This window comes from Streptococcus sp. SCPM-O-B-15277 (M60), from assembly GCF_058200335.1.
In genome coordinates this window covers 424,369-449,531 of sequence record NZ_JBYQGR010000001.1, presented here as the reverse complement: position 1 = coordinate 449,531, position 25,163 = coordinate 424,369, and the positions used below count along the sequence as shown (strand labels likewise).

Annotated in this window: 12 protein-coding genes; 3 read left to right on the top strand and 9 right to left on the bottom strand. The window is 39.4% G+C overall.

Annotation, left to right across the window (positions count from 1 at the left end):
• Nucleotides 1–20: 20 nt before the first annotated feature.
• Nucleotides 21–2,726, bottom strand: a complete 2,706-nt coding sequence (locus AC3E9F_RS02220) for an LPXTG cell wall anchor domain-containing protein (RefSeq protein ID WP_490672760.1) — start codon at nucleotides 2,724–2,726, stop codon at nucleotides 21–23.
• Nucleotides 2,727–2,979: 253 nt separating this feature from the next.
• On the opposite strand from AC3E9F_RS02220, the gene AC3E9F_RS02215 reads away from it, so the two are divergent.
• The gene (locus AC3E9F_RS02215) at nucleotides 2,980–6,951 is read left to right on the top strand and encodes a glycoside hydrolase family 66 protein (protein ID WP_490672759.1); all 3,972 of its coding nucleotides are present in this window, start codon (nucleotides 2,980–2,982) and stop codon (nucleotides 6,949–6,951) included.
• A gap of 146 nt (nucleotides 6,952–7,097) precedes the next feature.
• Here AC3E9F_RS02215 and AC3E9F_RS02210 read toward each other — a convergent pair whose 3' ends face one another.
• From AC3E9F_RS02210 to AC3E9F_RS02180, 7 genes are all read right to left on the bottom strand, one after another.
• A complete protein-coding gene (locus tag AC3E9F_RS02210) occupies nucleotides 7,098–13,949 on the bottom strand; it encodes an SspB-related isopeptide-forming adhesin (protein ID WP_263393759.1) in 6,852 nt (2,283 codons plus the stop codon).
• Between the two features lie 380 nt (nucleotides 13,950–14,329).
• The gene (gene carB / locus AC3E9F_RS02205) at nucleotides 14,330–17,506 is read right to left on the bottom strand and encodes a carbamoyl-phosphate synthase large subunit (protein ID WP_490672758.1); all 3,177 of its coding nucleotides are present in this window, start codon (nucleotides 17,504–17,506) and stop codon (nucleotides 14,330–14,332) included.
• Nucleotides 17,507–17,843: 337 nt separating this feature from the next.
• Nucleotides 17,844–18,923 carry a carbamoyl phosphate synthase small subunit gene (locus tag AC3E9F_RS02200; RefSeq protein ID WP_006150768.1) on the bottom strand — a complete coding sequence of 360 codons (1,080 nt, stop codon included), beginning with the start codon at nucleotides 18,921–18,923 and terminating at the stop codon, nucleotides 17,844–17,846.
• A 49-nt stretch (nucleotides 18,924–18,972) separates the two neighbouring features.
• Nucleotides 18,973–19,896 carry an aspartate carbamoyltransferase catalytic subunit gene (locus AC3E9F_RS02195; RefSeq protein WP_490672757.1) on the bottom strand — a complete coding sequence of 308 codons (924 nt, stop codon included), beginning with the start codon at nucleotides 19,894–19,896 and terminating at the stop codon, nucleotides 18,973–18,975.
• 17 nt (nucleotides 19,897–19,913) lie between these two features.
• Nucleotides 19,914–20,435 (bottom strand): bifunctional pyr operon transcriptional regulator/uracil phosphoribosyltransferase PyrR, encoded by a 522-nt coding sequence (pyrR, locus tag AC3E9F_RS02190; protein ID WP_004252509.1) that lies wholly within the window; start codon nucleotides 20,433–20,435, stop codon nucleotides 19,914–19,916.
• Between the two features lie 209 nt (nucleotides 20,436–20,644).
• Nucleotides 20,645–21,274, bottom strand: a complete 630-nt coding sequence (gene nth / locus AC3E9F_RS02185; protein ID WP_490672756.1) for an endonuclease III — start codon at nucleotides 21,272–21,274, stop codon at nucleotides 20,645–20,647.
• Complete coding sequence (locus AC3E9F_RS02180) at nucleotides 21,275–21,817, bottom strand: YceD family protein (protein WP_490672755.1); 543 nt, start codon at nucleotides 21,815–21,817, stop codon at nucleotides 21,275–21,277.
• A 168-nt stretch (nucleotides 21,818–21,985) separates the two neighbouring features.
• On the opposite strand from AC3E9F_RS02180, the gene AC3E9F_RS02175 reads away from it, so the two are divergent.
• The gene (locus tag AC3E9F_RS02175) at nucleotides 21,986–22,315 is read left to right on the top strand and encodes a helicase BlpT (RefSeq protein ID WP_490672754.1); all 330 of its coding nucleotides are present in this window, start codon (nucleotides 21,986–21,988) and stop codon (nucleotides 22,313–22,315) included.
• 345 nt (nucleotides 22,316–22,660) lie between these two features.
• Entirely contained in the window at nucleotides 22,661–24,220 is a 1,560-nt protein-coding gene (locus AC3E9F_RS02170) for an ATP-binding cassette domain-containing protein (RefSeq protein WP_490672753.1), read from the top strand.
• 43 nt (nucleotides 24,221–24,263) lie between these two features.
• Here AC3E9F_RS02170 and htpX read toward each other — a convergent pair whose 3' ends face one another.
• Nucleotides 24,264–25,163, bottom strand: a complete 900-nt coding sequence (gene htpX, locus AC3E9F_RS02165; RefSeq protein WP_490672752.1) for a zinc metalloprotease HtpX — start codon at nucleotides 25,161–25,163, stop codon at nucleotides 24,264–24,266.

Here is a 25,163-nt window from a genome sequence, read left to right as displayed (position 1 = left end):
TTTTAAATTGTCAGAATGAATTAGTCTTCTTTTTTCTTTCTTGACAAAGCATAACCGGCAGTAGCTAAACCAATAAGTGCTGAATAAGTCATGAATGATTGTTCAACTGAACCAGTATTTGGCAATGATTTCTTAGATGATTCTGGTTTTGGCTCTGGTTTTGGCTCTGGCTTAGGCTCTGGTTTTGGTTCTGGCTTAGGCTCTGGTTTTGGCTCTGGTTTTGGTTCTGGCTTAGGCTCTGGTTTTGGTTCTGGCTTAGGCTCTGGTTTTGGTTCTGGCTTAGGCTCTGGTTTTGGTTCTGGCTTAGGCTCTGGTTTTGGTTCTGGCTTAGGCTCTGGTTTTGGTTCTGGCTTAGGTTGTGGTTTTTCATTTTTCTTGATAAGCACAACATTTTTATTCCATTCAACAGCTGGTTTTTCTGTTTCTTTCTTAACAGGATCCTTCAGCAACTCAGGTGCTTCTGGTTTAACCGGTTCACTTGGTAAGACAGGTACAGTTTTATATTCTGGTTCTGTCGGTGGAACTGGTTTTTCTTTAACAGTTGGTACTTCTGTCAATTCTGGTTTTTCAGGTTTAACTGGAGGTGTTGGTTCTGTTGGTTTAACTGGCTCTTCACCTGGATCTTGAGGGAAGCCAACGTTTGAGTTGATAGAGAACCAATAGATAGTTGCTTCGCCTGTTGCGTTAGCACCTTTTGCTGTAAATTCAAGATGACCATCTTTCAAAATAACAGCAGCACCACCATAGTAAAGGTAAGGGCTCGTAGGATCATCCCAACCCTTAGTTTGACTTGAAGAGTCTGCATTAAATGTAGCACCTTGATCCATGTATTGGTTTTGTTCTTTAGCAGATACTTCTTTTGTAGATGAATCTTGGTCTACACTTGAATTTGGAAGTTTAATAAACTCTTTGTCACCAATGTTTACAGACTCAACGTGAGGAGTATCTTGGTGTTTCATTTTTGGTGTGTATCTCAAAACACCTGATGTAGCGTCTACAGTGTAAGAACCGATAACATCTGATTTATCACCAAATGTGTAATCTTCAGTACCAACTGAGTGACCATTTCCGCCACCAGATGCGTTCACTGTTGTAGCATCAACTGTTGTTTCTTCAGTTACTTTGAAGGCATCATCAACCCATGTTGCTTTTTGAGCAACAATTTTCAAAGGATTATCAGCATTGATATCAACTTCTGCACTACCGAAGTCAGCTTTACCGCTTTTCACAACAACGTTTGCACCATCGAGTTTTGGTTCAGTTCCATCTGAATATGGATCCCAAGTTCCACGAACTGTATTGCCTTCGCTATCTTTAGCTTCAACAACTAGAGGACGAGGTTTGTCATTTTCAACATAAGATGCACCATTCCAGTGGTTAAGTGAGTTAAGGGCAAGGATTGCATTGTGTTGTGACAAATCAATTAATTGGTCATTTTCATCGTAAAACTCAATGTCAACACCAACAGTTACTGGGTTTTCAGTATCTGTTGAGCTACCAATTGTCATTGTAACTGCTGGATCGTTATAAATTTGAACGATTCCTTTTCCATCTGATGATGGAAGGCTCTTCACTTCGTATTTATAAACAACTTTTGCAATACGTTTTTCTTCGCTACCTTTTACAATTTTAGCTTGAGTAAGTCCTGTGTATGTCACATCAAATTTGTCTCCGACTTTTACAACTCCCCACTCAATTTCATTGTTGGCATATGGATTTGTAGTTGTCAAATCAGAATCTTGAAGATTCTTTGTTTCATACATTTTTGTAGCTTTCCCATCGCCGTACATACGAGAATGACCTTCTTTTGTCAAGTAAGTTGTTAATCCAGTTGTTTGGTGTGTGATTTTAGTTGTTTCGCCATCAGCAAGTTCTTCAGAGAGGAATGTCAAATCTTGTTTGTATTTCTCAGGATTTCCACCACGCTCTGCAACCATCTTATTGAAGGCATCTTTAGCATCATCGTATTGTGCTTTTTTCTTGTTGTAAATTTCAAGTTCAATCAAGTAAGCAGCTTGCGCTTCTTCATAAACAGCTTTTTTAGTCTTGTATTCAGCTAATTTAGCTTCATAATCTGCTTGAGCTAATTTATTACTTTCAGTAGCTTCTTGATTTGCTTTTACAGATGCATTATATGCTGCAAGAGCTGTGTTATATTCTTCAAGCGCTTTTTCATAAGCAACACGTGCTTCCTCATTACTCTTTTCTACTGCTGTTTTTTCTGCTGATTTTTCAGTCAATTCTTTTTTATAAGCAGTAAGTTTTTCGTTGTAAGCTTCAAGCTCTTTATCGTAGTTTGCTTTTGTAGCAACATTTTTAGCATCAACTTCAGCTTTTTCTTTTTCGTAAGCTTCTTGATTTGCTGCAACCTCAGCTTTATAATCAGCTACAGTTTTATGAATATCAGTAACTTGTTTTTCGTAATCTTTAGCAGCAGCTTCCTCAGAGTCTTGCTTTTTAGTCTCAGTTTCTTTAACTTCAAGACCTTCTTTTGTGGCAGCAGTTTTAGCTTCTTCCAACTTCTCTGGAACCGCAACTTCTTTTGTTTCTTCTCCAGCTACTGTTGTAGTTGAAGTAACAGGTGTAGTCGCTGATGAAGTCTCATCGGCAGATACAGTCGCAATACCTGCAGCTGCAATCACTGTTGCGACTGCAACAGAACCAAAAGCAACTGAGGTTTTTCTCAAGGCATACTTAATCGTTTTATTATTCTTTAACGATGACATGACAAACTCCTTTTTAATGTTTTTTATATATGCTTCTCAAGCAAAAAGAATTTTTGTTCTTCGAAGTCCCAAAAATCATATCATAAATAATTTTAAAAGTCAAGCATTTTTATTTATTTTTTTTTCAATCTTTTTTCACTTTATTTTCAAAAGATTTTCATGTCGGTTTCAAAAAGATTACGTTTTTCTTGACATTTTCTTATGAACTATCGTATAATCTCAACTAACAAAATATTATGAATGGAGAGATATAATGAGATCTTCAAATAACTTTTCTCAAGAAAAAGGGCACGGTTATTTCCGTAAGAGGAATAAAGTACTTGTATCTATGATTACGGTCTTTGGTTCCTTGATGTTAAGTTCTGTTGCTATGGCAGATGAAGTTGCTTCAACTACAACTTCAACTACAAACGTAACTACATCAAGTCAACCAGCCACTAGTACTGAGACCACTAGTACTGAGACCACTAGTGAGCAACCTACTACAACAACTAGTGAGGGAACCCCAAAGACTTCTTCAAGCGAAGAGACATCAACTTTGCCTCAAACTTCAAGTACAACTGAACCCACAACGGCTAGTACTTCATCTACAACAAGCACTTATAACACTCCAAAAATCCGAAACGATGTAACATTTAACAAGGCTACATATAAAAGTGGTGAGGATGTTAGCATCTCAATCAATAATCCTAACGTAACTTCATCTGATTTGACAATATCTCATTTAGACAAAGTCATTTATGAGTTGAAGAATGCTCCAGGAAATTCACTTGTCATTCCAAACTCTGTCTTCTCTCCAAATTCTGGTTATCTCATTGACATCATTGGAAAGAATGCTGATGGAAAACAAGAACTTCACAAAGTAGCTGGTCTATCAGTCGAAGATGATTGGACTGTATATCCACGTTATGGTGTTGTTGCAGGTTCAAAAGACAATCACAATTCAATCACAAAAGATCAAGTAGAAGGATATAAAAATAGTATTGACCAATTGGCCAACATGCACATCAATAACTACTTCTTCTACGACGTTTACAATACTCCTGCTAATCCATTCCCAGCTAATGTTGAACGATTCACTCAAGATTGGGCTACTTTCTTGATTCCGAAAGATGAAACAGATCCCGAAAAACGTAAAACATACTTACCGGTTATTGACACAGAAGCTGTAAAAGAGTTGGTTTCTCATGTCCATTCAACTGGTGCTAAAGCTATGCTTTATAATATGATTTACGCTGTGTCTCTTGATGAAAAAATCCCAGACCAAGTAAAAAGTGCGATCGTACGCAACTTGCAAGATCACTTCAACTTTGGAAAGACTGGTGATATTACAGCAACAGACATCCAACAATTTCTAGATCCAGGAGATCCAAACTGGCAAAACTTTATCATCAATGTGATGTTAAAAGCCATGAAAGAAGGCGGCTTCGATGGTTGGCAAGGAGACACTATGGGGACTAACTTGGTTGAAAAAGTTAACGAACCTGGAAAAGCTTTCTCTTTAAGTGAAAACTATCCAAAACTAGCCGCAGCTGCAACAGAGGCCCTCAAAAAAGAAGGCTATGACTTCATGATCAACGATATCTCTACTGGAGATGCTGATCGATTAGGAAAAACAAATGTTTCTGCACCATACGCGGAAGTTTGGGGAGATAGCATCGCCCATGATTCTACCTACCAAGCCTTAACACGCTTGACTGAGCGTATGCGAGATTTATACAACGGAAAATCTCCAATTATTGCTGCTTATACACATCGTGAAAAACATGCAGCAAAACTCAGTAAAGATAATGAATTGCTAACAGATGCAATTATTGCAGCAAGTGGTGGTTATCATATGACAACTGCTGCTCTCAATACCTCTCAAGACGAAAAAGGTTTTGGTGTTATTCAGGCGGAATGGTACCTCAATCAAAACTTACCAGTCAATGCTGATTTTGCGAATGCAGAATTCAACTACCAAGAATTCATCGTTGCTTATCAGGAACTCCTTCGTGGGCGCGAAACCTTAGCACATGATACTCGTCGCATCGGTGACAATACAAATGTTCTTGTAGATGGAAACTTTATCGGTTCTAATCTTGATAATTCAGACGGTGTTCAACCAGGTACCGTTTATACCATCACAAAAGAAACGAAGACCGGCGATCGAATTGCTCATTTAATTAATTTAGTTGGAATTACTGAAAACAAATGGAATAGTGCTGTTAATTCCACTACCAAACTGACTAACATCCAAGCCTTTGTTCCACTTGGAAAAATCACAAAAGATCAGGCTGAACATGCTAATATCTATTGGGCTACCCCAGATGCTGTAGAAGGAAAGTATAATATTAAACTTCGTGAAACTACTGCCAACGTATATTACGATAGCGGTGCGGGACAATGGATGGCTGCAATTGATGTTCCTAGCCTTGATGTGTGGGATATGCTCTATGTCAAACTCAATGAGGTTGCCCGTGTAATTTATCAAGATGAAACTGGTAAAGAACTGGAACGTTCAAAAGACTTTGTTGGTCATACTGGTGAAAAAATTGACTACTCAACAAAAGATACGATTGCTAAATATTTGAAGCAAGGTTATAAACTAGTTGAGAACGAATTTGATAAAAATGGACAAGCAAAATTTGACCGAGATGCTTCAAACATTAATGATGATGGCGTACAAGAATTCATTGTTCGCTTTGCTCCAAAAATCGTAGATTTTTCTGAGACACAGCCAATTCAAGTTGGTCAAGTTGTTCCAGGAGATACTGATGGCAGCCTCTATCCAACTCCTAAAGCTCCAAATGGAAAATCTATTAGTGATCTCAATCATTTATCTGAAACAGTGACTCGTACCATCACATATGTGATTGAAGATAAGAATGGACACAATCGTCAAGAAGCTGGCATCACTTCAAAAACAGATAGTTTAAGCTTTAGCCGCAAAGGGACTATCAATTTGGTAAGTGGAGAAACTACACTTGAAGATTGGGAACCTAAAGACGGCACTACTTTCGCAGATTATGAAAATCCAGTCAAAAATGGATATGTTGTGGTATCTGAGGAATCAAATGCAACAATCACTCCTGATCTTAAGAAATCTGGAACTCACACTGGAATCCTAGCTGAATCAGATGACATTTCTGATATTGTTGTCTACCGACCAGTTGGTGTTTATACAATTAGTTATGCTTCTGGAAAAGAACCAGCAAATGCTATTAAGGAGATTCCTTATCTCAATGATCCTTCCAATCCAACTGCTATTTCAGCGCCAACTGCAACTCTGCCATATATTGAAGGATTAGAACCTAAAGATGCAACTGGAAAAGTCTTAACCTTCGTAGACCCACTTGATGAAACTAAGGGTTACCTTCTTCCGACTGCAACTTCTGCCACTATTGATACACCAATTACTTATACCATTTCTCAAGGAACAGTGACTGTACTCTTCCTCATTGCAGGTAGCAATACAGAACTACAAGACTCTCAAACAGTTTTTGAAAATGCAGACTTTGGTACGAACTATACTACAGATGCACCAAAAGTCATTACCAAAGACGGTCTAGTCTATAATTTAGTTGGTCATCGTGAGGGTTCTGCTGATGTTTCAGGAACAGTATCTAAGGGAAATAAAACAGTAATTTATGACTACAAACTTGCTTCAGGAAATGTAATAGCACGATTTGTCCTTCAAAACACCACAACTGAATTGCAACCAGCTATCGTTGTTGCTTCAAATGCAGATAACGGTTCTGCCTACATTGCTGTTGCACCGGACGAAATTTCTTATAATGGTCAAACATACGAACGTATTAGCAGTGCACAACAATCAGGCCAAGTCGGAGTAGGTACTACAGATCTGATTTTTGAATACAAAGTCAAAGAATTACCAACTCCTCAACCTCAACCTAAACCTCAACCTAAACCTCAACCTAAACCTCAGCCTAAACCTCAGCCTAAACCTCAGCCTAAACCTCAGCCTAAACCTCAGCCTAAACCTCAACCTCAGCCTAAACCTCAGCCTAAACCTCAAACTCAAACTCAAGTTCAACCTCAAACTCAAGTTCAAGTTCAAGGTTCTGAACGCCAAAAAGAGTCAATACAATCAGAAAGAACTTTGATTAAACCTGGTAGTCAGCTACCTGCAACAGGAGAGCAAAATTCCCAATTAGCATATCTTGGATTTGCTTTTCTCACTGGATTTGCAGGTCTTGTCGGTTATAAAAAGAAACAAGATTAAACTACTATAATTTTAAAAACCCAAGGAATAAGTCCTCGGGTTTTTTTAAGAAAATAACAAAGAGGCCTTGCTCTTACGAGCAAAGCCTCTTCATTTTAGAGCTAAAATTGCTATTTCAATACCAAAATATTGATCTTATCTCAATCTTAGTCTTCACGTCTTTTTGGTTTTGCAATTAAACCAAGACCTACTAGACCAAGTGCTGCACCTAGAGTCACTAATCCAACTTTAGATTGCTCACCAGTATTTGGCAACTCACGACCTTTAGGTTTTTCCGGAGTTGGTGGTGCTACCGGCGTTGGCGGCGTTGGTGGTGTTGGCGGTGTTGGCGGTGTTGGCGGCGTTGGCGGCGTTGGCGGTGTTGGCGGTGTTGGCGGCGTTGGCGGCGTTGGCGGTGTTGGTGGTGTTGGTGGTGTTGGTGGTGTTGGTGGTGTTGGCGGTGTTGGTGGTGTTACCTTGTTGTTAAACTCAGTATCTTCAGGCATTTGTGAAGTAAGAGTCAACACTTTACCATCCTTAGTTACAGTAACTCCAACAGTCGCTACCATCTTATCGTACTCAACTCCAGCCTCTGTACCTTTCACTTCTTCTACATGATAGATATAAGTACCTTCTTGACCACGTTTGAATTCAAGAGCTGAGAACTTGATTTTACCTTCAGCATCATTGCTTACGGTTTCAATCACGTTACCATCTTTGTCTTTCAATACGAAGCTGAATTCACCAGCTTTCAACGCACGACCTTCCAATTTCTTAGTGAAGTTGAATTCAACTTTAACTGGAATATTTACAACACGTTTTTTAGTTGGTTTTTCTGGTTTTTCAACTGATTTCTTAGTTGGATCGTATTGGTGAACGATTTGAGAAGCTGTATTTTCAATATCTACACCTTCCTTAGCAGTATCCTTGATTCGTGCAAGAATATCAAACTTGTAGTAACGTCCAAATGCTAATTTAGCAGTGTCGATTACTTGAGTATTTTCTGCATCTCCAAGTGACTTAGTCAAATCAGTCTTAGATGTAGCAGTAATGACACCATCCACAATTGAGATATCAAACTTAGCTGTAACATCTTCACCAGTTACTGAATCATAAGCTTTAATATCGGCTACATTAACATCCAAGTTTTCGATGTCATATTTATCTGTAATACCAACAGATTGGATATTGTGAGCTTCTGTGAATTTAGTTGTATCCAACCATACTTGGTAAACAACCTTATCACCTTTGTGGAGTGTTTGAGTATTGATATTTTGTGCTTCATTATTATCAACTTTGTCCACATATGGGTCTTTGTTGGTATCAGCTACTTTATCAGTCAACTCTTTATCATCATCCAGAAGTTTAGTTCCAGTAATGTCAAATTTCTCTTCGTTAAGAATATATTTTTCTGGGTTAAACTCAGGAGTTTCTGGAGGAGTCACAGTGTTATTGAACTCTTTATCTGGAGCATCTGTCACTGTCTTCACAAGTGCTTTAGCTGTACCATCGTATTTGACTTCTACTGTGATCTCAGCCTTCATAGAGTCGTAAGTGACTGTAGCGTCAGTTCCTTTAACTTCTTCTACAGTGTACTTATGAGTTCCAACTTGAGCTTTAGTGAATTCAAGTTTAGCGAATTTCACCTTACCATCTTTGTCGTTCTGAACCGTTTCGATTTCAGTACCTTTAGAGTCTTTCAATACGAAGCTGAACTCACCAGCTTTCAATTCACGACCTTCGAGTTTCTTAGTGAAGTTGAATTCGACTTCAATTGGAACTGAGTTGACACGTTTTTCAGTTGGTTTTTCTGGTTTCTCAACTTTCTTCGTAGATGGGTTGTAGTAGTTTACAATTTGCGCTGCTGTATTTTCGATGTCTACTCCACCTTCAACGTCTGATTTTACAGTGGCTGGGATATCGAATTTATAGTAGCGACCAAACTCGAATTTAGTTGTATCGATGATTTGTGTATCGTCTGCGTCTCCAAGTGACTTAGTGAAACCAGCTTTAAGAGTTGCGGTCATAACACCATTTTCAACCTTGATGTCGAACTTGTCAGTCACATCCGCACCAGTTACTGAATCGTAAGCCTTGATCGCTGAGACATCTACATCGACCTTCGTTTCATCGAAATCATCAGAAATACTTACGGATTGGATGTTATCCTTGTTAGCTGCGTCGAACTTAGTAGTATCAAGCCAGACTTGGTAGTAGAGCTTAGCACCACGCTTAACAGTCTTGGTATTCAAGTTTTCTGCTTCGTTGTTGTCAGTCTTATCTACATACGGATCTGTATTCGTATCTCCGTACTTGTCTGCCAATTCAGAATCATCATCAAGAAGTTTGTTATCCGTAATTGAGAATTTAGCTGTATCCAATACATATTTATCTGGTTGGAACTTAGGTTCTTCTGGTGGAGTTACAGTGTTATTGAACTCTTTATCTGGAGCGTCTGTCATTGTCTTCACAAGTGCTTTCGCTTTTCCATCGTAAGAAATCTCAACAGTAATCTCAGCTTTCATTGTATCGTAAGTTACTGTCGCATCTGTTCCAGCTACTTCTTCTACAGTATACTTATGAGTACCTTCGTCACCCTTCATAAATGATAGTGGTTCAAATTTTACTTTACCATCTTTATCATTCTTGACGGTCTCGATTTCGTTTCCTTCAGAGTCTTTCAACACGAAGCTGAATTCACCAGCTTTCAATTCACGACCTTCTAATTTCTTAGTGAAGTTGAATTCAACTTCAATCGGAACTGAGTTAACACGTTTTTCAGTTGGTTTAACTGGTTTTTCAACCTTCTTAGTTGATGGATTGTAATAATGTACTAACTGACTTGCAGTATTTTCAATATCAGCTCCTGCCTTAACATCTGCTTTAACAGTAGCTGGGATATCGAATTTATAGTAGCGACCAAAGGCAAATTTAGTTGTGTCGATGATTTGCGTATTGTCTGCGTCTCCAAGTGACTTGGTGAAGTCAGCTTTAAGAGTCGCGGTCATGACACCATTTTCAACCTTGATATCGAACTTGTCAGTCACATCAGCACCAGTTACTGAATCGTAAGCCTTGATAGCTGAAGCATCTACATCAACCTTAGTTTCATCGAAGTCATCAGAAATACTTACTGATTGGATGTTATCCTTGTTGTTAGCGTCAAACTTAGTAGTATCCAACCATACTTGGTAAACCAATTTAGCGCCACGTTTAACAGTCTTAGTATTCAAGTTTTCTTTTTCGTTGTTTGACGCATCGTCCGCATATGGGTTCGCATTTGTGTCTGCGTACTTATCTGCCAACTCTTTATCATCGTCAAGAAGCTTGTCACCTGTGATATCGAATTTCTCTTCAGAAACAACGTATTTCTCTGGTTGGAACTTAGGTTCTTCTGGAGGTTTCACAGTGTTATTAAACTCTTTATCTGGCGCGTCTTTAACAGTTGCTACGATTGCCTTAGCAGTACCATCATGGTCTACCTTCACTGTAACTGTTGCAACCATATCATCGTAGGTTACTGTTGAATCAGTACCTGCAACCTCTGAAACAGTATAAGTGTAGGTCTTGCCAAGATCATCTTTACCAAACTTGAGTGTCTTAAAGGTAATTTTACCTTCTGCATCATTCTGAACAGTTTCAACTGCAACATTGTCTTTCTTAAGAACAAAGCTAAATTCACCAGCAGCTAGAGTACGACCTTCCAACTTCTTAGTGAACTTGAGATCAACTGTAACAGGTACAGTGTTGACACGTTTTTGAGTTGGTTTTTCAGGTTTTTCTACAGATTTACTTACTGGGTTGTAGACATGAACGATTTGGTTGGCTTTGTTTTCAATATCAGCTCCTGCCTTAACATCTGCTTTAACAGTAGCTGGGATATCGAATTTATAGTAGCGACCAAAGGCGAATTTAGTTGTGTCGATAACTTGAGTATTATCAGCATCACCTAAAGATTTGTTCATAGAAGACTTAGAAGTTGCTGTGATGACACCATTTTCAACCTTAATGTCAAACTTAGCCGTTACATCTTCGCCAGTTACACTATCATATGCCTTAATATCACTAGCATTAACTGTTACTTTTCCAGCATCATAAGTATCGGAAATACCAACAGATTGGATATTGTTCTTCTCTGAGAAGTTTCTAGTATCTAACCATACTTGGTAAACTAATTTTTCACCACGTTCAACTGTCTTAGTATTGATGTTTTCTGCTTCGTTGTTAGTAGTTTTATCAGCATACGGATCTGCATTCGTTTCTGTGTACTCATCCGTTAACTCGTTGTCATCATCAACCAACTTAGTACCAGTGATGTCATACTTTTCTTTGTTGAGTACAAATTTTTCTGGTTGGAAAACAGGTGTTTCTGGAGGAGTGATTTTGTTGTTGAATACTTTATCTTCCTTACCATCAGTTGATGTTCCGTTATCATCTACACCACCAGTTGATGATACGCTTGTTACTGTAGTAAGTGTATGACCGTTCTTAGCAACCTTAACTGTAATAGTTGCCTTCATCGTATCGTAAGTCATACCAACTTCTTTTGTTGTTGGAATAACTTCTTCTACAGTATAGGTATGTGTGCCAATTTTCGTATTGTCAAATGACAATTCAGTAAATGTCACTGTACCATCTTTTTTGTTGGCAACAGTTTCAACTTCTTGACCTCTTGAATCTTTAAGAACAAAGTTGAATTCTCCGTCTTTAAGTTCACGTCCAGCCAATTTCTTCGTGAAGTCAAATTTAACTTTTACTGGTGCTACTACATAGTTGTTGAAGATCTTATCATCATCACTTGATTTGAATCCACCTTCAGCACTGTATTTAACAGTTGCTTGCAATTCACCTTTAGAATTCTCAGTTACAGTAACTGTCATGGTAACAGTCATTGCGTCATAGTCTACGTCTGTATCAGAACCCTTTTGTTCAGTGATCTTGTATTTATAAGTACCAGCTTTGTTAAAAGTAAGCTTGCTGAATGTAGCTTTTCCATCCTTGTTGGTAACAGTTTCTTCGTGCTTATCAGGAGTACTTTTCTCTTCTGTTAATTTGAAAGTAAACTCGCCGTCTGTCAAGACACGTCCGTCCAATTGTTTTTCAACTTCTGGAGTGACTGTTACTGGTTCTTGTTTGACATAGTAATAAATTGGTTGCTTGTATGGTGTCAATGAGTTGAGCAAGTCAACGTTTGTACCTATTTGTACATATGCACCATTTCCTAATTGACTATTTGGTGAAAGGTGTCCGATACCATCTCCTAAGAATGGTACGAATACCGTTTTATACGGTGTATATCCAGCAGCTTTTTGGAAGTCAAATGGAACTTCTACTCCATTAGGATGGTTTACACCGTCATTACCGGTGAAGTCAATTGTGTTAAGAGGTGATTTCTTAACATTTAATTCTTGTTTGTTATAATCACCAGGTTTAATCGGTTTAGTTTCTGCTAGCAACATGTATCCATCAGTGCTCAATGTACCATCAGAACGTTTGCTTTGTTGTTTTGGATCTAGAAGATAAACACGAACGACTACAGTTCCATCTTCCCCTACGATTTCTTTAATCCGTTTAATCCCTGCACGCTCAGCGTCCATGAATTTAGTTCCAACTTTGTAAGGACGACTCACATAACCTGATTTATCGTTTGCATCAGCTGTTTGATACAATTTGTAGCCATCAAATTGGCGCTCACCAGATGCTGTGAAGTTTTGTCCTTCCATGGCTTTAGTTGTATATCTAGCCAAGTCTACTTCATTACCATTTGGTACGTAATCTTGAACAGTTTTATCTGTTTTATTAGCGTTAAATGTTGGGTTATTTTTATCAACTACTCTGTAGTAAGTTGTTTTATCAACGAATATTGGAATTTTAGCGTTTGTATCTGTGATTGTACGACCATTATAAGCTGGTTCTACAACGTTAATAATATCAGTTGATGTACGAGCATTATAAACATCTTGATATAATTTTTGTTCAGCTTCATTCTTTGGATTTACTAAAGCTTGAATACTTGCACCAACTTCATAACCTAATTGGATAAATGGTTGGTCAGTTTTACCCGGCCCTGCTCCTGTACCTGGGTTGTAATCAACTTGCCAAGTTAGTTCACCATTTGATGCCGTTTTAGTAGTAGTGAATTTTTGAATTCCACTTGTTGCTGTGATTGTTTTTGTTTCTACTACATTCCCAGTTGTTTTATCAATTAATTCGACAGTGGTATCTGTAGAAGCATCAAACTTCTTATAAGCACGTGTATAGTAATTTGTATTATAACGTTCGTTAAATTTGGTCAAATCTACAATACTGTATGTATACCAATCTCCTTCTTTTCTCGCGTAACCAGCTGGTACATCTTGAGACTTAACAGTTGCCCCGTTAGGATTAGTAATAGATGGATCAACAGTTTCCCCATCTTTTAAATAAGTGCTAACACTTACTGGTTTAGTGTTGTGATCTCCAGTAACAGCTTCGTCAGTAGTGGCACGACGACTACGTACTCTTGGTTTGTTTGATTCATCTATTGCTGGTTTTGCTTCAGTTGCAACTGCTTTCTCTGCTGCTGCTTTTTCTTCTTTTTTAGTTTCTCCTTCAGCAACTTCTGGTTTTGCTTCTTCTGCTTTTTCTGCTGGTTTAGCAGTTTCTTCTGCAGTAACTCCGCCTTCAGCTGTTGCTGGTTTTGCCTCTTCTGCTTTTTCTGAAGACACTGGTTCAGATTTAGGATCTTCTGTTTTAACCTCAGATGCTGGTTTTGCTTCTTCAACCTTTTTTGTTTCAGCAAGCTCAGTTGTTGCAACATTTTCGACAACATTCACTTCCTTCTTAGAGGAATCCTCGATGCCACTATCCTTTTTCACCAACTCTGTCTTCTCTTCAGAACTTGGTTGCGTAGGAAGTTCAGAAGCTTTTACCGCACCACCATTTGCCAGCATAAAGCTAAGGGTTGTTCCTAAAAATACGGATGCAACACCTACTTTATATTTCCGCAAAGAAAAACGTTGTTGTTCCTTTCTTATCATTTGGATATATTCTCCTTTTATATTTTTTTACTATCAGCAGAAGAAATTATACTATATCTGAATATAGAATACAATATTTTTCTCACACCTTAGCAATTCTATCATACCATAAGTCTTACCTAACTTCAAATAATTATGAGCTCTTGAAATCGTTTACTTCGTTATATTTTAGACCTTTTAAACCTACTCTAATTTATTATATATACTTATATGCAAATGTACATCATCCTATATTATGTCTATTTTTTTAAATAAATAAATCTAAAATTATACTATTTTTATATATTTACTCATGCGTTGGTTTTACATATAATTTTTTGTGAAAAATGATAGCAACGCTTTCAACAAAAAAAGATTCTCTTACGAGAATCTTTTTAATCCTAGATAGCCTCTGTGACAAAACTTCTGCTTTCTAATACTTTTAGCATGGCATCTGCTGTATCCAAAGCTGTAAAGAGAGGCACCCCATGTTCGATGGCAGATCGACGGATTTGTTCTCCGTCTTCGTCGGCTGTCCGTTTGGTACCGACAGTATTGATGATTGCTTGAATTTTTCCTTTGCGGACGTAGCTTGGGATATCGTGTTCATCATGACCGATTTTACCAACAAGTTGAGTCTGTAATCCATGACTTGCAAAGAACTCCGCTGTTCCTGCAGTTGCAAGGATTCCGTAACCAATATTTTGGAAACGACGCGCTAAATCTAAAGCTTCTTCTTTTGCATCGTCTGCGATGGTAAAGACAACGTTCCCAAAGGTTGGCAAGTGGAGGTATGAAGCTTCAAAAGCTTTATAGAGGGCTTTTTCTAGAGTGGTATCAGACCCCATAACTTCCCCTGTTGACTTCATTTCAGGACCAAGAAGGCTGTCTACCTTAGCTAGTTTGGTAAAGGAGAAGACTGGTGCCTTGATATGGACGCGAGTACTTTCTGGGTAAAGTCCATCTTGGTAACCAAGTTCTTCGAGACTTTGACCAAGAATCAACTTAGTCGCTACCTGTGCCATAGGGATATTGGTTACTTTTGAAAGGAACGGTACGGTACGGCTAGCACGAGGGTTTACTTCAATGACGTATACTTTCTCATCCTTGATAACAAACTGAATGTTCATCATACCAAGACAGTTGAGGCCAATTGCAAGACGCTTAGTGTAATCTGCAATCGTTTCTTGCACCTTTTGAGACAAGGTTTGTGGAGGGTAAACAGCCATTGAGTCACCTGAGTGGACACCAGCACGTTCGATATGTTCCATGATACCTGGAATGAGGACATTTTGTCCGTCTGAGATGGCATCAACTTCACATTCTTGTCCAACGATATAAGAGTCGACAAGAACTGGATGGTCTGGACTTGCCTTAACCGCAGTACGCATGTAAGAACGAAGGTCTTCTTCGTTCTCTACGATTTCCATAGCACGTCCACCCAAAACATATGAAGGACGAACGAGAACTGGGAAGCCAATCTTACGAGCTGCAAGCACAGCTTCTTCTTCATTGGTTGCTGTTTGTCCAGGTGGTTGTGGAATATCCAAGTCTTTGAGGGCTTGCTCGAAGAGGTCACGGTCTTCGGCACGGTCTAGGTCAGAAACTTGCGTACCAAGGATAGTTACACCAGCTTTTGCCAATGGTTCAGCAAGGTTGATGGCTGTTTGACCACCAAATTGAACGATAACGCCTTTTGGTTGTTCAAGGTCAATGACATTCATGACATCTTCAAATGTCAATGGTTCAAAGTAAAGTTTGTCCGATACAGAGAAGTCTGTTGAAACTGTCTCTGGGTTTGAGTTCATGATGATAGCTTCGTAGCCAGCAGCTTGGATTGCCTTAACAGAGTGAACAGTTGCGTAGTCAAACTCAACTCCTTGACCGATACGGATTGGACCAGAACCTAGGACAAGAACAGATTCCTTATCTGACTTGATAGATTCATTTTCCCAACCATAAGTAGAATAGAAATATGGAGTTTCTGATTCAAATTCTGCCGCACAAGTATCCACCATCTTGTAAACTGGGACAATCTTGTTTTCCAAACGTAGTTGGCGAACTTGGTCAGCTGTAGTGTTCCAGAGTTCAGCGATTTTACGATCTGAGAAACCATTGAGTTTTGCTGTTTTTAGGACTGCTACATCTTGTGGATGTGCGCCCAATTCTTGCTCAATTTCAAAGATATGCAAGAGTTTATCAAGATAGAAGATATCAATCTTAGTCAAGTCAGCAATCTCTTCTGGTGTATAACCACGACGAATGGCTTCAGATACGTAGAAGAGACGGTCATCTTGTGCTTTGACAACTTTTTCAATCAAGGCATCATCTGAAACATCTGCAAGTTCTGGCATCTCATTGTGGTGAACTCCAATTTCAAGAGAACGACAAGCCTTAAGAAGTGATTCCTCGATGTTACGACCGATAGCCATAACTTCTCCAGTTGCCTTCATCTGAGTACCAAGACGACGTTCACCCTTTTCAAACTTGTCAAATGGGAAGCGTGGAATCTTTGCAACCACATAGTCAAGGGCTGGTTCAAACATAGCATAAGTTGAACCTGTAACAGGGTTAATAACCTCATCCAATGTCAATCCTACTGCAATCTTAGCAGCCAATTTAGCGATTGGGTAACCTGTCGCCTTAGAAGCAAGGGCAGAAGAACGAGATACACGAGGGTTTACTTCGATGACATAGTACTTAAAGCTATGAGGATCAAGTGCCAACTGAACGTTACATCCACCTTCAATCTTGAGGGCACGAATAATGCTCAAGCTCGCGTCACGTAGCATTTGGTTTTCATAATCTGACATGGTTTGCGCAGGGGCAAATACGATGGAATCCCCTGTATGAATCCCGACTGGGTCAAAGTTTTCCATGTTACATACAACAAGGGCATTGTCAGCTGAGTCACGCATGACCTCATACTCAATTTCCTTGAAACCAGCAATGGAACGTTCAATCAAACACTGGGTAACAGGTGACAACTTCAAACCATTTTCAGCAATTTCTCGCAATTCTTCTTCGTTGGCACACATACCACCACCAGTACCACCTAGAGTAAAGGCTGGGCGGACGATAACTGGGTAGCCAATAGTTGCTGCAAAGGCAACTGCTTCCTCTACTGTGTTGACAATTTCTGATTCTGGAATTGGTTGCTTGAGTTCTTCCATCAATTGTTTAAAGAGATCCCGGTCCTCAGCTTGGTCAATAGCAGACAATTTTGTCCCCAGAAGTTCAACTCCAAGTTCATCTAAGATACCATTTTTAGACAATTCCATGGCCATATTAAGACCTGTTTGACCTCCAAGAGTTGGAAGCAAAGCATCTGGACGTTCCTTACGGAGAATACGAGTCACAAACTCAAGTGTAATCGGTTCGATGTAGACCTTGTCTGCAATTTCTTTATCCGTCATGATGGTTGCAGGGTTTGAGTTTACCAAGACAACCTCATACCCTTCCTCTTTCAGAGACAAGCAAGCCTGAGTCCCAGCGTAGTCAAACTCAGCAGCCTGACCAATAATAATCGGACCAGAACCAATCACCATAATTTTTTGAATATCAGTACGTTTAGGCATTTATAAGATATTAAGGGCGTCAAGCGAACAAAGCTAAAATAGGAGTTATGACGAAGAACAGTCAGTTCTAGGAATAACTATCTTTTTAGCACCGTCCGTAGCCCGTATTCAATTCAGCAAATACGAACTACCCTTCTCCTTTCTATTCGGCAACTCTCTGATTGCCATTAAATAAATTCTCCGACGATTTTTTAGCGAAACGATCATTTTCGGTAAAAAATCTAGTGCAGGGAGTTTTTAGTTCGCCATATAGCGACTAAAATAAACGACCTGCCTTTCTATTCGTCGCCTCACAGAGCGACATTAAATAAATTCTCCGACGATTTCTCACTCGTCTTTAGTTTGTTTGTTTGAAAGCTTCCATCATCTCGATAAACTCGTCAAATAGGTAGCTTGCGTCGTGTGGACCAGGAGCTGCGTCTGGGTGGAATTGCACAGAGAAACCTGGTTGGTATCTGTGACGTACGCCTTCAACTGACTTATCATTGATTTCTTCATGGGTGATGATTAAGTGCTCTGGTAAATCCTCACGGCTAACTGCATAACCATGATTTTGACTAGTGAAGTCCACGCGCCCAGTTGCAATTTCACGTACAGCGTGGTTAAAGCCACGGTGACCAAACTTCATTTTATAGGTCTTCGCACCATTTGCCATGGCAAAGAGTTGGTGCCCCATACAGATTCCAAAGATTGGAATTTTCCCGAGAATCCCACGAATCATATCAAGAGCTTCTGGTACATCTTCTGGATTCCCAGGCCCATTTGACAACATAACTCCATCAGGATTTAAATGCAAGATTTCCTCAGCTGTAGTTGTGTATGGAACTACAGTCACGTTACAATCACGTTTTGAAAGTTCTCGTAAAATAGAATGCTTAAGACCAAAGTCTACTAGAACAACACTCAAACCAACTCCTGGAGCTGGATAAGAAGTCTTGGTAGAAACTTGTCTGATATTATCAGTCGGTAAAACAGTCGCTTTAAGTTGATCAGCAACATGATCCATACTGTCTCCAGCATGTGTCAAAGTTGCACGCATTGTCCCATGTTTACGGATAATCTTTGTAAGCGCACGTGTATCAATTCCTGAAATACCAGGAATTTTCTTAGCTTTCAAGAACTCATCCAGCGTCATTTGATTCCGCCAGTTACTTGCTCTACGTGCCTCTTCGAAAACTACAACACCCTTACAGGTTGGGCTAATAGATTCGTAATCATCACGGTTAATTCCATAATTCCCCACCAATGGATAAGTGAAGGTCAAAATTTGCCCATTATAAGACTGGTCTGTAATAGATTCTTGATAGCCTGTCATCCCTGTGTTAAAGACGATTTCCCCTGTTACATCAATATCTGCACCGAAGGCTTTACCTTCAAAAACTGTGCCATCTTCTAAAACTAGAAGTCGTTTTGTCATATTCTCACCTCTCGTGGACGCTCACTGGCGTCTTTTAACGTTTTGTGTCTTATTTGGCTTTTCTGCTTGCCAATACGGATTCTAAGATTGCCATTCGAACAAAGACTCCATTGGTCATTTGTTGGACAATACGTGATTTTGGAGCCTCAACCAAGTGGTCAGCAATTTCTACATCTCGATTAACTGGAGCCGGGTGCATAATAATTGCTTCTTCTTTTAAGCGATTGTAGCGTTCTTGGTTCAAGCCATGTTGAGCATGATAGCTTTCTTTTGAAAAGAACGCTCCACTTTCGTGACGTTCATGTTGAACTCGAAGCAACATCAGAACATCCACCTGATCAACAATCTCATCAATGGTTACAAACTGTCCGTAGTCTGCAAACTCTTGACTTCTCCATTCCTCAGGTCCTGCAAAGTAAAGTTCAGCTCCCAAGCGCTTCAGAATTTGCATATTGGACTTGGCTACACGTGAATGGTCCAAATCACCAGCAATCGCAACCTTGAGCCCTTCAAAACGACCAAATTCTTGGTAAATTGTCATCAAATCAAGCAAGCTTTGGCTAGGATGTTGCCCTGATCCGTCTCCACCGTTGATAATGGAAGTCGTAATCGTTGGGCTCGCAATCAATTCCCTGTAGTAATCAACCTCTGGGTGTCGAATAACACAGATATCTACACCAAGCGCAGACAAGGTCAGGATTGTATCATAGAGTGTCTCACCCTTGTTGACTGAACTTGTCTTTACATCAAAGTCAAGTCGTTCCATTCCCAGCTTAATCTCTGCAACTTCGAAAGATTTATGCGTTCTTGTCGAATTTTCAAAGAAAAGGTTGGCAACAATAGGATGATCTTCGTAGGGCAACTGGGCTCCATTTTTAAACTCAATCCCTCGTTTAATCAATTTTATAACCTGATCTACAGTGAGATCTTCCATGGACACCACGTGTTCCAGTGCTTGTTGATTTTCTGACATGGCTACTCCTTTAGCTTTTAAGCTTCTTCAGTAATCAAAACTCTATCTTGGCCATCAAGTTCTGTCATCTCAACGATGATTTCTTCAGAACGACTAGTTGGAATATTTTTCCCAACGTAATCTGGACGAATTGGCAATTCTCTGTGTCCACGGTCCACTAGTACTGCAAGACTCACACGGGCAGGGCGACCATGTCCGACAATGTTATCGATAGCGGCACGAATTGTACGTCCTGTGTAAAGAACATCATCCACCAAGATAACTTCGCGGTCTGTCACATCAACAGAAATCAAGGAAGTATCTTCACCACTTTTGACATCGTCACGGTAAGGTTTGGTATCTAATTCTACAACGGGAACAGAGATGTTTTCCAATTGTTCCAAGCGCTCTTGGATGCGGTGGGCGATAAAGACACCACGTGTTTTAATTCCTGCTAAAATGATTTTGTTCAAATCTTTGTTGCGTTCGATAATCTCATAAGTGATACGCGTAATTGCTCGCTTGACGGTTAATTCGTCTACAACTTCTTTTGTCTTCATGACAAACCTCCAAAAAGAAAAGTCTCCTTAGACAAGGAGACTTGAGAATGTATCATTAAGCGAGCCATACTGGAAACAGCATAGACTTACCCTTCTACTTTATCGAGCTCCTTGCCTGCCTCACGGGACAGGTTTAAAGGAATATTTTATTGTTTTTACTATAACACAAAGCCCAGTTCAAAGCAAGTAAAAACATTCAATATTTGACCTTATAATGAACTAAAATCATACAATTGTGGATAGTGTTCGCATTCTGGATTTTTCGGATGACAGATAGCACGACCAAAGTAAATCATGGCCTGATGTGCCGCCAACCACTTTTCTGGTGGCAAGACATCCATGACACGTTTTTCAACTTCTAATGGTGTAGCAGATTTTTTTACAATATCATGGTGTTTGCAAATGCGCTCCACATGGGTATCTACCGCAAAAGCTGGAATTCCAAAACCCACACTCATGACTACATTAGCCGTTTTACGCCCAACTCCCGCCAAACTTTCTAATTCTTCTCTAGTCTGAGGAACTTGACCGTCAAAATCTTCTAATAACTGTTGGGCACATTTCTTAAGGAACTTGGCTTTGTTTCTATAAAGGCCTAGACGAGAAATATGTTTAGCAATCTCATTCTCACTTGCGTTCGCCATGGCTTGCGGTGTAGGGAAGGCTTCAAAAAGAGCTGGGGTTGCTTTATTTACTGCTGCATCCGTCGTCTGAGCAGACAACATGACTGCAACTAGCAATTCAAAATGATTGCGAAAATCTAGACTTGGTTTCGCATCAGGAAAAAGAGCAATGATTTCTTCTATGACATGACGGGCACGTTTCTTGGATAAAACCATCTATTCATCTCCATCAAAAAGCCCTTGTAAACCTGCAAAAGGACTACTTTCTTCTTTCTTGACTGCTTGTTGAGCTTGGTACTCTTCCTCAGTCATGATTTGCCAGTCATTTCCAGAAACAAATCCCTGACCAGCTTCTTCTTCTGCTGTTAATACCTTGATTGGAATGTTTAGCAAGATATTGTCCGAAACGCTCTCAGCAAGGTCAATTTCACCATTTTCGATGGGTAAAACCAAGTCATCATCTAGAACTTCTTGGTCCAGATGATTAGTAGCACCTTCCATAAAGACTTCTGTCACTGGATAAGACTCTGCTAACTCAACAGGTTCCATACTACGGCTAGAAGCAAGAACTATAATGTAAGATAGTTGATAATCTAGGAAATACATACGGTCTTCATACTGAACCTTCCCAACTGCGACAATATTTTTTACATCTAAAATTTCTTGGTTACGCTCACGTAAGTCAGCTGACAGGTCTAGAGTTTGCTCAAAATACAAACCTTCAGGCTGCTTACGAACTTCTTGAATATTTAATTTCATACTTCCTCCATTAAGATTTACTCACTTGATTATACCATGAAAAGCGGTCAAGTAAGGCCTCTAAACTTTTAAAAGATCTTTCTGTATTTTTTTGATATATTTATTATGATAATTTTACTTTTTATGCTATACTATAGGCATCAATACATGAGCAAGGAGGAAGCTCATATGGAAGACAAAGCTCTTTTAACAGAAGCCTATCAATTAGTCTCAGAATTAAACCAAGCAATACAAAGCTGTAAACAGGGCTTACCTGATGACCTACGCTTACAGCAAAATATAGACGAAATTCTCAGAGCACTCAAAAAAGCTGAGAAAGTAGACAACGCTATCTTAATTGAACTGGAAACTTTTTTCCAACGTACTAGTCTTTTGATTGGACTTGGTAGCCTAAAACTAAACGACCAGGCTCGTACAGCTTGGCGAAACTATGATAAGTTCCACTACGATCACGTTAAACATCCCCTGACACTTTATGGACCTGTTTTTGGTCTTTAAAAAGAAGATTTTCTGTCTAAATCTTGACAAATTTTTTCAAAAAGAGTATGATGATTCCAACAATACTCGGAGGTAAAGGAGACATGAACAACTAAGTCTATCAAATAAAGAACCTTTATTTAGTAGATCTTGTTTTTGTCTCTTTTTGTGTGCTCTTTTATGCTCTTTCTTCTGGCATTTTATACTCAATGAAAATCAAAGAGCAAACTAGGAAGCTAGCCGCAAGCTGTACTTGAGTACGGTAAGGCGACGCTGACGTAGTTTGAATTTGATTTTCGAAGAGTATTAAAAGAGTTTTTTTGACATAGACTTTGGGCTCTACTAGGTAAAGTAGAGCTTTTTGTTATGCACTATCGACATTCTAGAAAGGGCAACAATATGATAAAAATCAACCATCTGACCATCACACAAAACAAAGATTTAAGAGACCTTATTTCCGATTTAAATATGACTATCCAAGACGGAGAAAAGGTCGCTATTATCGGTGAAGAAGGAAATGGAAAATCAACCTTACTTAAAACTTTAATGGGAGAAAAATTAGCTGATTTCTCTATCAAGGGAGACATTCAGTCTGACCTTCAGTCTCTGGCCTACATTCCCCAGCATCTCCCTGAAGAACTGAAGAAAAAATCTTTACAGGACTACTTCTTTTTAGAGTCTACAGATTTGGACTACAGCATTCTCTATCGCTTGTCTGATGAATTACACTTTGACAGCAGTCGTTTTGCAAGTGATCAAGAAATTGGTAGTCTCTCGGGTGGTGAAGCTTTGAAAATTCAGCTCATCCATGAATTGGCTAAACCCTTTGACATTCTATTTTTAGATGAACCTTCAAATGACCTAGATCTTGAGACGATTGATTGGCTAAAAGGTCAAATTCAGAAGATGAGGCAAACCGTTATTTTCATTTCTCATGATGAAGACTTCCTCTCTCGAACGGCAGACACCATTATCCACTTGCGACTAGTCAAGCACCGAAAGGAAGCTGAAACCCTAGTCGAACATCTAGACTATGATCGCTATAGTGAACAGAGAAAGGCTCATTTTGCCAGACAAAGCCAGCAAGCTGCCAACGACCAGAGAGCCTATGACAAAACCATGGAAAAGCATCGTCGCGTCAAGCAAAATGTAGAAACTGCACTTCGAGCTACCAAAGACAGTACTGCCGGTCGCCTATTAGCTAAAAAGATGAAAAATGTTCTTTCTCAAGAAAAACGTTACGAAAAAGCAGCTCAGTCCATGACCCAAAAGCCACTTGAAGAGGAACAAATCCAACTTTTCTTTTCAGATATAGAGCCATTAGCGGCTTCTAAGGTCTTAATTCTACTGGAAAAGGAAAATTTGTCTATTGGTGAGCGTGTTTTAGCTCAGGAGTTACAACTAACTGTCCGTGGTCAAGAAAAAATTGGTATTATCGGTCCCAATGGCATTGGCAAATCCACACTTTTAGCCAAGCTGCAGCAACTTCTTAATAATAAGAGAGAAATCTCGCTTGGATTTATGCCACAAGATTACCAAGAAACATTGCAATTGGCTCTATCGCCAGTAGAATTTCTCAGCCAAACTGGACATAAAGAGGAATTACAGAAAATCCAATCCTTCCTAGCCAGTCTCAATTTCAGTTATCCAGAGATGCACCAGCAAATCCACTCCTTATCTGGAGGTCAACAAGGTAAACTCCTTCTTTTGAATTTAGTTCTGCGAAAACCGAACTTTCTCCTTCTAGATGAACCCACACGAAATTTTTCTCCAACATCTCAACCAGAAATCAGAAAACTCTTTGCCAATTATTCTGGTGGTCTTGTCACTGTTTCGCATGATCGACGTTTCTTGAAAGAAGTCTGTACGAGTATCTATAGTCTGACAGAGTATGGTTTAGAAGTAGTCGATTTACAAGATCTTTAACTTTTGGAAATAAAACATCCAGAGGAAAACCTCTGGATGTTTTTTACATATGTTTCAAACGCTCAATCCGTTCTGAAATAGGTGGATGCGTGTAAAATAGTTTTTTCAAGAAACCTGGTTTTTGAGGATCATTGATATAAAGCGCACTACTAGCATCATCCACATGATGAGTCATTGGTTGACTATTTTCTAGCTTAAGGAGGGCATTGATCATCCCTTGAGGATTACGAGTTAATTCTACGCTTGAAGCATCTGCTAGAAATTCTCGTTGTCGAGAAATAGCTAATTGCACTAAAGTTGCTGCAAGAGGTGCCAGAACTATGGCTAAGAGAGAAATGACTAACATAATCACTTCAAGTCCTCCACTGTCACGGTCACTATTTCTTCTACTACGTGATGCTCCACCCCACCATATCATACGACCAGCCATACTCGATAAAAGTGTAATTGCACTGGCAAGAGCAACAGCAATGGTAGAGATTCGAATATCCAAGTTGCGAATATGACTAACTTCATGCCCGATTACAGCTTCTAATTCCTCACGATTCATGATGTCTAGAAGTCCTGACGTAGCAGCAACAGCAGCATTTTGAGGATTCGAACCTGTGGCGAAAGCATTCAAACCCGGGTCATCAATTACATAAACTCGTGGCATAGGAATCTGCGCCACCATAGCCATATCCTCAACAACATGAGAGAGAACAGGTTCTTCATTCCTATCAACTTCACGCGCACCATTCATGCTCATGACAATCTCTGTAGATTGAAAAATCATGGTCAAGGCATAGATAAAGCCAAGAATCATGGCTATAGTCACGCCCCCAAATCCTGAGTTCATGAAAAGATATCCAACTGCATAACCTACAATAGCTAACAAAAGAAAGAAGACAATTAAAAGAACCCAAGTTTTGCGTTTATTACTAGCGATTTGTTTGTACAGCAT